General features: G+C 51.0%; 12 protein-coding genes. 6 read left to right on the forward strand and 6 right to left on the reverse strand.

Annotated features, from left to right (window positions below):
• Window positions 1-55 precede the first annotated feature (55 nt).
• A complete protein-coding gene (gene fetB, locus D9742_RS17495; RefSeq protein ID WP_130237709.1) occupies window positions 56-835 on the reverse strand; it encodes an iron export ABC transporter permease subunit FetB in 780 nt (259 codons plus the stop codon).
• Window positions 822-1,499, reverse strand: a complete 678-nt coding sequence (gene fetA, locus D9742_RS17500; RefSeq protein WP_130237710.1) for an iron ABC transporter ATP-binding protein FetA — start codon at window positions 1,497-1,499, stop codon at window positions 822-824. The genes fetB and fetA overlap by 14 nt, the downstream gene beginning before the upstream one ends.
• 145 nt (window positions 1,500-1,644) lie before the next feature.
• On the opposite strand from fetA, the gene D9742_RS17505 reads away from it, so the two are divergent.
• Window positions 1,645-2,562: an SPFH domain-containing protein gene (locus D9742_RS17505; RefSeq protein WP_130237711.1), complete on the forward strand. Its 918-nt coding sequence runs from the start codon at window positions 1,645-1,647 to the stop codon at window positions 2,560-2,562.
• Window positions 2,559-3,017: an NfeD family protein gene (locus tag D9742_RS17510; protein WP_130237712.1), complete on the forward strand. Its 459-nt coding sequence runs from the start codon at window positions 2,559-2,561 to the stop codon at window positions 3,015-3,017. Before D9742_RS17505 ends, D9742_RS17510 begins: the two co-directional genes overlap by 4 nt.
• A gap of 405 nt (window positions 3,018-3,422) precedes the next feature.
• Here the strand turns inward: D9742_RS17510 and D9742_RS17515 are convergent, their stop codons facing one another.
• On the reverse strand, window positions 3,423-3,785 hold the full coding sequence (locus D9742_RS17515; RefSeq protein WP_130237713.1) for a hypothetical protein: 363 nt from the start codon (window positions 3,783-3,785) through the stop codon (window positions 3,423-3,425).
• Window positions 3,786-4,151: 366 nt separating this feature from the next.
• Between D9742_RS17515 and D9742_RS17520 the strand changes: the two genes are divergently transcribed.
• From D9742_RS17520 to D9742_RS17535, 4 genes are all read left to right on the forward strand, one after another.
• Window positions 4,152-5,891, forward strand: a complete 1,740-nt coding sequence (locus D9742_RS17520; RefSeq protein ID WP_130237714.1) for a YadA-like family protein — start codon at window positions 4,152-4,154, stop codon at window positions 5,889-5,891.
• Window positions 5,892-5,944: 53 nt separating this feature from the next.
• The gene (locus D9742_RS17525) at window positions 5,945-6,367 is read left to right on the forward strand and encodes a hypothetical protein (protein WP_130237715.1); all 423 of its coding nucleotides are present in this window, start codon (window positions 5,945-5,947) and stop codon (window positions 6,365-6,367) included.
• Window positions 6,364-6,570: a hypothetical protein gene (locus tag D9742_RS17530; protein ID WP_130237716.1), complete on the forward strand. Its 207-nt coding sequence runs from the start codon at window positions 6,364-6,366 to the stop codon at window positions 6,568-6,570. Before D9742_RS17525 ends, D9742_RS17530 begins: the two co-directional genes overlap by 4 nt.
• A gap of 88 nt (window positions 6,571-6,658) precedes the next feature.
• Complete coding sequence (locus D9742_RS17535) at window positions 6,659-7,882, forward strand: hypothetical protein (RefSeq protein ID WP_130237717.1); 1,224 nt, start codon at window positions 6,659-6,661, stop codon at window positions 7,880-7,882.
• Here the strand turns inward: D9742_RS17535 and cueR are convergent, their stop codons facing one another.
• From cueR to D9742_RS17550, 3 genes are read right to left on the reverse strand one after another with little or no spacing between them, the layout of a single operon-like run.
• Window positions 7,883-8,290, reverse strand: a complete 408-nt coding sequence (gene cueR, locus D9742_RS17540) for a Cu(I)-responsive transcriptional regulator (RefSeq protein ID WP_001026752.1) — start codon at window positions 8,288-8,290, stop codon at window positions 7,883-7,885.
• Window positions 8,287-9,462 carry an HlyD family type I secretion periplasmic adaptor subunit gene (locus D9742_RS17545; protein ID WP_130237718.1) on the reverse strand — a complete coding sequence of 392 codons (1,176 nt, stop codon included), beginning with the start codon at window positions 9,460-9,462 and terminating at the stop codon, window positions 8,287-8,289. The genes cueR and D9742_RS17545 overlap by 4 nt, the downstream gene beginning before the upstream one ends.
• Window positions 9,459-11,621, reverse strand: a complete 2,163-nt coding sequence (locus tag D9742_RS17550; RefSeq protein WP_130237719.1) for a type I secretion system permease/ATPase — start codon at window positions 11,619-11,621, stop codon at window positions 9,459-9,461. Before D9742_RS17550 ends, D9742_RS17545 begins: the two co-directional genes overlap by 4 nt.
• Between the last annotated feature and the right edge of the window lie 2 nt (window positions 11,622-11,623).

Here is an 11,623-nt window from a genome sequence, read left to right on the forward strand (position 1 = left end):
TTGATCGGCACATGAACCACAACGCCGGATGCGATGCTGCGCATCCGGCATCGCATTATTTCTTCTTCAATTGCGTCACCACCAACTGGTGGCGCGAATTGTAAAACTTACGATAGGTTAAATAGCAGGCAATAATGGTCGACAGGCTGGCGGTTGAGAGCAGCATAAAGGTCACCATAATCTGATATTTAATCGCCTTCACCGGATCAATCCCGGCAAATATCAGCCCGGACATCATTCCTGGTAAACTTACTAAGCCAACCGTTTTTGCTGAATCGACCGTCGGAATTAAAGCCGCGCGAATACTGTCTCGAATCAATATCGCTGAAGCCTGTTTCGGCGTCGCGCCAAGACTCAGTTTCTCCTGAATCTGTTGCTGTTCGCTAATCACTCGTTGTCCTAAATTGTTGTAACACAGTCCTACCGCTACCATGGCGTTACCGGCTATCATCCCGGCGATAGGGATCACCTGCATCGGGATAAATTCAATCGACCCTGAGAGGATCAGTACCGCCAGGGTAATTCCCGCTCCGACCGTAATAGCAATAAACGACGAGATAAAAGCTTTAGCAATATATTTACTGCGTTTTTGTGCATTCCACGCCGCATTAAAGCAGATAAATAACACCATCAATAATGTCAGGCTGGCATCATTCACGCTGAAAATATATTTCAGCACATAGCCGACAATAATCAGCTGAATTATCGCGCGCCCGACGCTCCAGAGAATATCTTTCTCCAGCGCCAGTTTTTCTTTATGGCTAATTAAGATTGCCACCACCACCAGCATTAATGCCAGCGCCAATGATTCGTTAGTAATATTATGCGAGTTCATAGCGTGCTTCCTGCATTTCTCCAGCATGCGGTTGCAGCGTAATCACTTTATCCGCATGATTAATTTCGTCTTTATCGTGTGTTACCCACAGCACGGCAATATTTTGCTCGCGCACATAGCGATGGATAATTTCATTAACGTTATGTTTATTACTTTCATCCAGTGCACTGGTGATTTCGTCAAGCAATAAAACCTTAGGCATAAATTGCAGGTTACGAATCAACGAGATGCGTTGTTTTTCACCACCAGATAGCTCGGCGATATTTTTCGTCAAAATGGTGTCCGGTAAGGAGAAGCGTTCGAGGAAATCGAGAAAGATAGCCGGGTCAGGCTGCTTATTACGGATCTGCCAGGGAAAGATCAAGTTATCGTATACCGTATCGCCAAACAGCGTCGGCGTCTGGGCGCAGTAAGACACTTGTTGGCGGTAAATTTCTGGCTTTAGTGCGCTGACATCCTCACCTTCAAACAGTAACGTTCCGCTGGTCGGACTGATTAATGAAGCAACAATTTTTAGCAACGTACTTTTGCCACAGCCGGAAGGGCCGGTAATTAACTTAAATTCGCCAGCACGCAGCGAAAAATTGATGTTATTTAGAATCTTCGTATCGCCCGCCTGATATCCAACATTTTGCAGTTGGAGCAAAAGACTATTTTCCTGCATTGCCCATCCCTTTTTCTGATTTTTACTAAAAACAGTTTATCCTCCACAAGAATAAGGGGGAACTCTCTTTCAGTAATCAGGTATAATTTGTTTAATCAAGCAGCAATTTTGCTCTTTATGGACGGTACAACAGGAGGTTTTTCCGATGCTAATTTTTATCCCGATTCTCATTTTTGTCGCGCTGGTCATTGTTGGCGCGGGTGTCAAAATCGTACCGCAGGGCTATCAGTGGACAGTAGAACGTTTTGGTCGCTATACCAAAACGTTACAGCCGGGGCTAAGTCTGGTGGTGCCGTTTATGGATCGTATTGGTCGTAAGATCAATATGATGGAGCAAGTGCTCGACATCCCATCCCAGGAAGTTATCTCGAAAGATAACGCCAACGTCACTATCGACGCCGTTTGCTTTATTCAGGTGATTGATGCTCCGCGCGCGGCTTATGAGGTCAGCAATCTGGAACTGGCGATCATCAACCTGACCATGACTAACATCCGTACCGTTCTGGGTTCAATGGAACTCGATGAAATGCTCTCTCAGCGCGACAGCATTAACTCGCGTCTGCTGCATATTGTCGATGAAGCCACTAATCCGTGGGGGATAAAAGTCACCCGTATCGAAATTCGTGATGTACGCCCGCCCGCAGAGCTTATCTCTTCAATGAACGCGCAGATGAAAGCGGAACGTACCAAACGCGCTTACATTCTTGAAGCGGAAGGGATACGTCAGGCGGAAATCCTCAAAGCCGAAGGTGAAAAACAGTCGCAAATCCTGAAAGCGGAAGGCGAACGTCAGTCGGCCTTTTTACAGGCTGAAGCCCGTGAACGTTCTGCCGAAGCGGAAGCCCGCGCGACCCAAATGGTGTCTGAAGCCATTGCTTCTGGCGACATTCAGGCGGTGAACTACTTCGTGGCGCAGAAATACACCGAAGCGTTACAGCAGATTGGTTCCTCCAGTAACAGCAAAGTGGTGATGATGCCATTAGAGGCCAGCAGCCTGATGGGATCGATTGCCGGGATTGCCGAACTGGTGAAAGACAGCGCCGATAAACGGACTCACCCATGATTGAGCTAATGGTCGTTCATCCACATATTTTCTGGCTGAGTCTCGGTGGTTTGCTGCTGGCAGCCGAGATGCTGGGCGGAAATGGTTATTTGTTGTGGAGCGGTGTGGCAGCGGTGATTACCGGCCTGGTGGTCTGGCTGGTGCCGCTGGGTTGGGAGTGGCAAGGGGTTATGTTTGCCGTCCTGACGCTGCTCGCCGCCTGGTTGTGGTGGAAATGGTTGTCGCGGCGGGTTCGCGAACAAAAGCACAGTGACAGCCATCTTAATCAGCGCGGGCAACAATTGATTGGCCGACGTTTTGTGTTGGAATCACCGCTGGTCAACGGGCGCGGTCATATGCGTGTCGGCGACAGTTCATGGCCTGTCAGCGCCAGCGAAGATTTAGGCGCAGGTACGCATGTTGAAGTCATTGCGATAGAAGGGATAACGTTGATCATCCGTGCGGTCATCGCCTGATGCGACGCTGACGCGTCTTATCAGGCCTACAAAATATGCCCGAATCGTAGGCCAGATAAGGCGCTTGCGCCGCATCCGGCAGTCGTGCACCGACACCTGATGCGAGGCGGGCGCGTATTATCATGCCTGGAAGTCTGTGCCCGAATCGTAGGCCAGATAAGGCGCTTGCGCCGCATCCGGCAGTCGTGCACCGACACCTGATGCGAGGCGGGCGCGTATTATCATGCCTGGAAGTCTGTGCCCGAATCGTAGGCCGGATAAGGCGTTTACGCCGCATCCGGCGGTTATACGCCGATGCCTGATGCGACGCTGACGCGTATTATCATGCCTGGAAGTCTGTGCCCGAATCGTAGGCCGGATAAGGCGTTTACGCCGCATCCGGCATATAGCCGAGTAGAGGCAAAATTACTCTTCCCGGCCTTTACCCATACCTTTTTGGTCTTCATCCGGGTAGTGTTTTTTTAAATATTCCAGGACGTTTTTATTGACCTTGTGTTGGGTATACACCCACCCTTTCCAGTAATCAGGCTGGTCCAGGTAAACTTCTGGCGGAATGGTGAAATCAGAAAGTGTTAACCATTCGGCTAACAGATCGGGGTTTCGTTTCTGGATTAACTGCAACAGCATAATCAGCGACATGGCAGAGGCAGGAGCCGTACTATCGCCACTTAAATATTTCCACACTGTTGACCGGTTCGAACGAAAAAGGATCGGTAGCAATGCCCGGTCCAGATTCATTTCATTAAAAATCTTCTCAAATTCATTCATTTAAATTTTCCTGCCTGGCGTAAACCTCTTAAAAATTGAGATTTATCAAAGAAACGCATTTTAGCACACATCAGGAACCGCTTCACGTTTAGTCCAGAAACAGAATTTATTTCGCTTATCAAAACAAGTCTTTACTCTTCTTTACGCTAAAATAGCACAAAATGATTTTCAAAATTATTTATTTAAGAAACCAATTAAGTTTCTTATAGACAGTGTTTACGCTTACACAAGACAAAAATGCGCTTTACATCACACAAATGGCGGCGTAGATTTCGATTAAATTGCAACGCATATTAACTCCAATAGAAATATTATTAGTTTCTATTAGAAACCAAAATAAAACTTAATTTGATTGAGAAAAAATAAATGAAATCTGTAAAGTTGTCTTTACTGGCTGTCGTTGTTGCTACCATTGTGAGCCCATCTGCTTTTGCAGATGATACGGTTGAAGCGGCAGCGACAGAACTGACAGCGATTCACCCAGGTATGTCTCATGATGAAATCGATCAAAAAATCAATCGCTTCATGATTCGGACAGGTAATACAGAAGCCGCGCAAGATTACCTGTTTTCTCATGGATATATGGACCCGCAGACAGGCGATAATATTTACCCTGCCAGTACAGCCGTACAGACTGACAGCAACGTCACCGACCAAAACCAGGCTGATCGCGACGCGGCGCAAGATACCGCAATTCAGAACGCACACAATATCGCAAGCATTGCGGCGGCAAATGCAGATGACGCCAAAAAAGCGCTTACCACTGCGCAATCTGCAATTGATGCGAACAAGGGAGCTATTGCTGATACTCAGAAAGATGTCGCAGATGTTAAAGCAAGTGCAGATCATGCCAATGCGAACGCTAATACCGCGCTGATGAATGGCCTGAAACTTTCCGGTGCCGTGAGCGACAACAAAAACCAGATTGAAAAAAACAGCTCCTCTATTGCTGAACAGCAAGAACAGATGGCGTTAAGTGAGCAGAACCAAATACATCGCGATGCCGCACAGGACTCGTCAATTCAGGATGCCCAGCACTCTGCTAACTGGGCTTCGCTTAAAGCCGATGACGCGCACCATGCCATTATGGTGGCGCAAACGGATATCGACGCCAATAAGTCGGCCATTTCCGACACACAAAAAGATGTTGCCGCTGTCCGCACCGATGTGAGTGCAATGAAAGATGATGTCGCAGATGTTAAAGCAAGTGCCGATCATGCCAACGCGAACGCTAATACCGCGCTGATGAATGGCCAGAAACTTTCCGGTGTCGTAAGCGACAACAAAAACCAGATTGAAAAAAACAGTACGGCGATTACCGAACAGCAGGAACAAATCACTGCCACGCAAAAAACCGTTGCCGCCACGGGTGATGTAAAGACCGCTGCTCGTTATCAGAGCATGATTAACGCTCTTCAGACAGCCACTGCTGATGCGCAACAATCACAGTCTGAAGCCCAACAAACGCAGATTACAGAGCAACAGAAGCAGATCGCAGCCACAGAAAAAACGGTCGCTGCAATCGGCGATCCCCAGTCAACTGCGCATTATCAAAAGATGATTAATGCCAAACTGACGGCGCAAAATGAAGCCAATGAACGTTCAACCGCTGATCAGGGGCAGAGAATTAATGAACTGGCTTCCAATGTCGCGACGCAACAGCAAATCGATAGCGTGCAATACGGTGAACAAATTCGAAACCTTGCGCAAGACTCGGCCCAGGCACATGAGCAAATCGAAAGTCTGACACAAGATTCTGCCCAAACACACCAGCAGTTAACAAACACGCAAAAACGTGTTGCAGATAACAGCCAGCAAATCAATTCGCTCAATAACAACTTCAGTTCGTTGAAACACGAAGTGGAAGATAACCGTAAAGAGGCTAATGCGGGTATTGCGTCAGCCGTCGCTATTGCTTCACAGCCTCAAGTTAAGACAGGTGATTTTATGATGGTGTCTGCCGGGGCGGGTACATTCAACAATGAATCTGCGGTATCTGTCGGTGCTTCGTTTAATGCTGGAATTCATACGGTAATTAAAGCGGGAGTCTCTGCGGATACACAATCTGATTTCGGCGCGGGTGTCGGCGTGGGTTATTCGTTCTAATTTTAATAGCAATTTCTTATTCGCAATATTCCGCAGTTTATTTAAGGTTAACAATGATGAATAGCTCCATTAAATCCTTTTCCCTGCTGGCTGTTATATTACTGGCTGGCTGTAGCTCACCCGCTTCCCGCATCGCAGATTGCCAGGCGCAGGGCGTCAGTCATGACAGCTGTTACCTCGCAGAACAGCAGCGCCAGACGGCTATTTTAAGTGCTTCCGAAGCGCAGGCATTTAAAAATGCAGAAGCCGCACAACATGCCCAGGCGGCAAAGAAAGCCATTTATAAAGGATTTGGCATGACCTTTAGAATGAGCAGTAAAAACTTCGCTTATCTCAATGATTCATTATGTGCAATTGATGAAGACAATAAAGATGCCACTGTTTATCAGTCAGGTCTTTATAACGTCATTGTTTATCACCACACGGGAAAAGTGGCATTAATGAAGGAAGGTCAGTTTGTGGGTTATCTGCAATGAAGAATGAAAAGAAAATACCTACGACGCATATTATGATTATCGGTGCGTTTATTTTTGCCTTCTTGCAAGTGGTGTTATTAGCCTCCCTGGTTCACGCTGTGAATGTTAACAATGAAATCCAGGAAGGCTTATTTCAGTCGGGGCGCATTATGGTAGAAAGTTTGCAGCATATTCTTTCGGTGCAAACGGGGATTAATGGGTAAGGGCACCGTTTCCATTTCCAGAGCAATAGTCACCAGCGTAATTTTCTGGCACAGTTCAGGGAACTGAAATTTTGGCTAAGGAGTGGCCATGCTTTTCCCTTGTCGAAAACCTGAAGTACGTCTACTGAAAAATACCGCTGCAGGCGTCATTTTTTCGGTGAAGTCCGGGAAAGGATTTCTGCGTCAATGTGTGACTTACGATCCGCACCCTTACGGGCTTATCCGTTCGCTCTGCTGGCAAGATGTCCCATTGATTCGTTTCTGGTCCGAGGCCGACTGCCCCACCTGCGCGGAATTTGTCTACAGCGGTTTTGCGGATAATGAACAGGGAGCTGCCCGGTTTTTGTCTGCTCTCGAAAACTGGAATCGCCCGTGGTCTGGCATGACGGACGCTTTTGCTGCACTGACGCCGCTGTTCTCATGCCTGGCTGATGGCTATTATCTGCTGGAAGATCGTGAACTTTACCCGACAGATGGCAATGGGCATTTCTTTTGGGCGGCAACGGACCATAGTTCCAGTAATCCGGCAACCGTTGCCGTCTGGGATCAGGAATATTGCTCTTTCAGTGACACCGCGCCCTGCTTTCTTCTACCCGGCCAGCCGCAATCACATTTTAATCCTGAGCGTGCGACGTTTTATCGCGATAAACCGGACGCCCGCGCTCTGGCCTGGTATCTCCCTGATTCCTATCTATGCGTTCTGCTCGACGGACACCATAAAGCCACTGCCGCCGCGCTGGAAGGTCGACCGCTCAAAACACTGGTGCTCAGCACGGCAACTCGTTTTAATGATGAGCAGCAAACCCTGGTATTTCCGGGCAGGGAATTTCTGCACAAAACAGAGCTGCAATACCGCATACCAAAACTCACCGCGTGGAAAAAATTGCCGCCCAGCGCATGGGAGAGTTTCGGCCCTGATAAGCACGTAAGCCCATCCGAAACCTGGTCAGAAGAGTTGCAGCAGAGCGTCAGCCGTTACCCTTCACTGGATCAAGTCTGGCAAATTGTTGAGGCCGGGAATTTGAGCGAAACACGTATTAATCGCATGATCCAACAAGGTTTTGGGGAGGATGAAAAGGCTGATGTAATTTTGCAGGCGCTGTTTTTCACACACTCGCCGCTTTTTGTTGACTTTGCCCGATTCGTTATCAGTCATCCGGCATACGCCATTTATCGCCCCCTCACCTTCCGGTTAATGGCGCAAACCCGAACGCCGCAAGCAGATGCCTTTTTTCTGGATTTTGCCATCAACGATGACGGCGAACGTCCGGAGCTGACGAAAATAATGGACGACTATTTTCGCAAGCCTTAATCACCCAGCCCGATGATGGCAGCAGCCGGAGAGATTTTCGATAATTGGGCAGTCGGCGCTGTCATCGCCAGGGCAGGCATTCGCCAGCGCCAGTAGCTGGTTGCGCATAGATTGCAGTTCTTCGATATGCCGTTCAATCTCCGCCACCTTCTCCAGCGTGCGACGTTTGACGTCGGCACTGTGACGCTGCGGGTCGTTAAACAGATTCACCAGCTCGCCGCTCTCTTCCAGGTTAAAGCCCACCTGGCGCGCCTGGCGCAGTAAGGTCAATTCGTTGAGATGCTGCTGCGTGTAGGTTCGATAACCATTTTCGCTGCGCATCGGCGGCGTCACCAGCCCCTTCTCTTCATAGAAGCGAATGGCTTTGCTGGTCAGGCCGGTAATTTTTGCTACATCGCTAATGTTCATCGTTCGCGCAACGCCTCCTGTGCTTTGTTAAAGGGTTTCAACAGATAATCCAGCACGCTTTTTTTGCCGGTGCGGATATCGACCGTCGCCACCATACCGGGGAATATCGGAAACTGCTGTTTGCTTTTGTTTTCCAGATGGTTGCTGAAAGTGCGAATGTACACCCGATAGTAATAAACATCGCGCCGCACTTCATCCTGCACTGTGTCTGGTGATATCACCGCTACTTCTCCCGGCAGGCCGCCGTAGATGGAGTAATCGTAGGCAGTTATTTTCACCAGCGATTTTTGCCCCGGATGGATAAACGCCACATCGCGCGGGGAGATTTTTGCCTCAATCAGCAGTTGCTCATCCAGCGGCACGATGGTCATCAGTTTACCACCGGGGGCGATGACGCCGCCAACCGTGGTGACGTCAATATCCTGAACAATGCCTCGCACCGGCGCGGTAAAGTTGAGCCTGGTGAGAGAGTCTTCCCGTCCACGGATCACCGAACGCTGGGTTTCCACTTCCGCATTGGCTTTTGCTAACTCTTCGCGCGCCTGAACGTAGTATTGCGTGCGCACGTCGCTGAGTTTGTTTTCCAGTTCATTGGCCTGGCGTTGCAGGCGCAGTACTTCGACGCTGCTCGCTGCCCCCTGTTTTACCAGCGGCTGGGTCATCGCCAGTTCGCGATTGACCAGGCTAATCCCCTGCGTCAGCCCGGTGGTGGCTTTGTTCAACCCGTCGCGGCGAGTGTTGTACAACGCCGTTTCCGACTCGATAAGTTCGGGGAATTTATTCAGTTCGTCAGGGAAGACCAGCGGTTTATTGCTCACTTCCGCCCGCAGCCGCGCCGAGGTTGCCAGCGCAGCGTACAGCCGCGACATCGCTTCCTGGACGTCGGATTCCGTTTTGGTGCGGTTAAGCTGCGCCAGCGGCTGGCCCAGTTCGACAATATCGCCAACTTTCACGTCGAGATGATACAGAATTCCGCCTTCCAGCGACTGCACCACCTGTTCGCGCCCGGAGGGTTCTACCGTGCCGCTGCCGGTGGTGACTTCATCAAGCTGGAAGTACCACGCCCAGCCGAGAAAACAGAGCAGCATCACAGCGGTAACGCGTACCGCCAGCGCCGAACGCGGCAAGCGGGGTTCAGTCAGGCCACGGTTGTATTGCAGTTGTCCGTTCATGCAGCAGACCCCTTATTCTTCTCCTGCAACACCACCCGTCGCGCCGTGGGTTCGCTCTGTTCACGCAAAATGGCCTCTTTCGCGCCATCCATCACAATCCGCCCCTGATCCATCACGATAATGCGGTCCACCAGTTGCAGCATCGCCGTGCGGTGAGTGGCGATAACCAGCGTGCGATGCCCAATCCACTGTTTCAGTTGTTCGATTAAATACGCTTCCGCCATTTCGTCCAGCGAGGCGCTGGGTTCGTCGAGCAGGACGATATTGGGTTGAGAGATGAGTAGCCGCGCCAGCAGCAGCGTTTGCCGCTGACCGCCAGAGAGGCCAAATCCCCCTTCCTGAATCATGTAGTTGAGGCCGTTTTTCTGCTTCTGCACAAAGGGCAGCGCTCCGCTGAGGGTTAACGCGCGTTCGATATCTTCATCGCTGGCTTCCGGCATCCCCATGGTGAGGTTTTCCCGCAGCGAACCAAAGAACAGTCGCCCGGTCTGGCTGAGTAGCCCCATGTCTCGCCGCAGATCTGCCGGATCAAGCTGCCCGATACTGATGTTATCCAGCAACACCTGCCCCTGCTGGGCGATACGCATTCCGGCGAGCATTTGCAGTAGCGTCGATTTACCCGCGCCGTTGCGCCCGAGAATGGCGATTTTCTCACCAGCCTGAATGTTGAGTTTGCCAATCGCTACATCGGCAATCTTCTCTTCTTCGTCGTAATAAAACACCGCGTTGCTGAACTGATAATTACCGTGCAGCACCGCTTTATGCACCAGTTTGCCGTGTTCCGGCTGATCCACCGGGCGCTTCATCAGTTCATCAAGGCCGTTACGTGCTACTTTCGCCTGCTGCCAGCGCGAGAGCACGCCGGATATCTGCGACAGCGGCGCAATGGTGCGCGAAGCCAGGATCGTCGTCCCGACCAGCGCGCCGGTGGTCATGTCGCCGTTCATCACCATAAAGCAGCCCACCAGCAGCACCACCACGTAGACGATGGACTGCACTTCCTGGGTCCAGGTGAGCAGCAGCCCGGTGAGAAAACGTTGCTTCATGCTGATGGACGAGGCCACGTCGTTGGTGTGGTTCCACTGATTCTGAAAACGCTGTTCGGCGCGCAGCAGTTTAATATCTTCAATCGACTGCACGGCTTCCACCAGCGTAGCGTTGCGTACCGCTGACTCGCGCATTCCTTCGTTCGCCAGCCGCGCCAGCGGGCGTTGCACCAGCAGGCCGGGGATCACCAGCAACGGCAGCGCCAGCAAAACCACCAGCACCAGCCAGCCGCCGATCATCCACAAAATAAAGACAAACAGCAGGAAGAATGGCAGGTCCGCCACCGCGCCGATGGTGGTGGAAGTAATCAGCTCCCGCACCGATTCCAGCTCGCGGATCTGCGAGATAAACGATCCGGTGGATTTCGAGCGCACGTTGTTTTTCAGCCGTAGCGCATGACCAAAAACGCGGTCCGAAATGCGCAGATCCGCCCGCTTGCCAATCATATCCGAGAGATGCGTGCGCACCATGCGCATACAGAACTCAAACAGGATCGCCATCATCACCCCGGCGAAAAGCACCCATAGCGTCGGATAGGACTGCGCAGGAACCACCCGATCGTAAACCTGCATCGAGAAAATCATCGCCGCCAGCGCCAGCACGTTCGCCACCAGCGAGGCCAGCATAATATCGCCATAGCGCCGCCAGTCTTTTAGCGAAAGGCTCCAGAACCAGTTCGCCTGATACGGACGAATGTAGTCATCTACCCGCGCGTCAGGGATGGCGCTGAGCGGGCGCAGCAGCGCCAGTTCGACGATTTTGTCTTCAATATCCGCGATATTAAGCGTGGTTTCCAGCCCTTCGTCACCGCTGAACTGAACGCTGATATTGTCGTAATTGTCGCGGCGGGTGATCACGCCAATCTGTTGATTATCAAACACCGCGATCAGCGGCAGCCGCCAGGGGTTAAGCGAGTCGGCGGAAAACTCCACCAACCGCAGCCCCATCCCCAACTGCCGCGCCATATCGGTAAGCAACTCTTCCCGCTTGCTGTCGCGCTCCCAGTTGACGGTTGCGCGCACGTTCTCCTGAGAAAAATCAAGGCGATAATAGCGCGCCACGGCGATCATCGCCTCCAGCCAGGCTTCCACGGACTGGGCATTTTTTTTCATTA

Source organism: Escherichia sp. E1V33 (assembly GCF_004211955.1).
Lineage (GTDB): Bacteria > Pseudomonadota > Gammaproteobacteria > Enterobacterales > Enterobacteriaceae > Escherichia.

What these genes read in the sequence shown, in the direction of transcription:
- fetA (WP_130237710.1), bottom strand. Translation starts at nt 1,499, where the DNA reads ATGCAGGAAAATAGTCTTTTGCTCCAACTGCAAAATGTTGGATATCAG.
- D9742_RS17510 (WP_130237712.1), top strand. Translation starts at nt 2,559, where the DNA reads ATGATTGAGCTAATGGTCGTTCATCCACATATTTTCTGGCTGAGTCTC.
- D9742_RS17520 (WP_130237714.1), top strand. Translation starts at nt 4,152, where the DNA reads ATGAAATCTGTAAAGTTGTCTTTACTGGCTGTCGTTGTTGCTACCATT.
- D9742_RS17535 (WP_130237717.1), top strand. Translation starts at nt 6,659, where the DNA reads ATGCTTTTCCCTTGTCGAAAACCTGAAGTACGTCTACTGAAAAATACC.
- D9742_RS17530 (WP_130237716.1), top strand. Translation starts at nt 6,364, where the DNA reads ATGAAGAATGAAAAGAAAATACCTACGACGCATATTATGATTATCGGT.
- D9742_RS17550 (WP_130237719.1), bottom strand. Translation starts at nt 11,621, where the DNA reads ATGAAAAAAAATGCCCAGTCCGTGGAAGCCTGGCTGGAGGCGATGATC.
- D9742_RS17545 (WP_130237718.1), bottom strand. Translation starts at nt 9,462, where the DNA reads ATGAACGGACAACTGCAATACAACCGTGGCCTGACTGAACCCCGCTTG.
- D9742_RS17515 (WP_130237713.1), bottom strand. Translation starts at nt 3,785, where the DNA reads ATGAATGAATTTGAGAAGATTTTTAATGAAATGAATCTGGACCGGGCA.
- fetB (WP_130237709.1), bottom strand. Translation starts at nt 835, where the DNA reads ATGAACTCGCATAATATTACTAACGAATCATTGGCGCTGGCATTAATG.
- D9742_RS17505 (WP_130237711.1), top strand. Translation starts at nt 1,645, where the DNA reads ATGCTAATTTTTATCCCGATTCTCATTTTTGTCGCGCTGGTCATTGTT.
- D9742_RS17525 (WP_130237715.1), top strand. Translation starts at nt 5,945, where the DNA reads ATGATGAATAGCTCCATTAAATCCTTTTCCCTGCTGGCTGTTATATTA.
- cueR (WP_001026752.1), bottom strand. Translation starts at nt 8,290, where the DNA reads ATGAACATTAGCGATGTAGCAAAAATTACCGGCCTGACCAGCAAAGCC.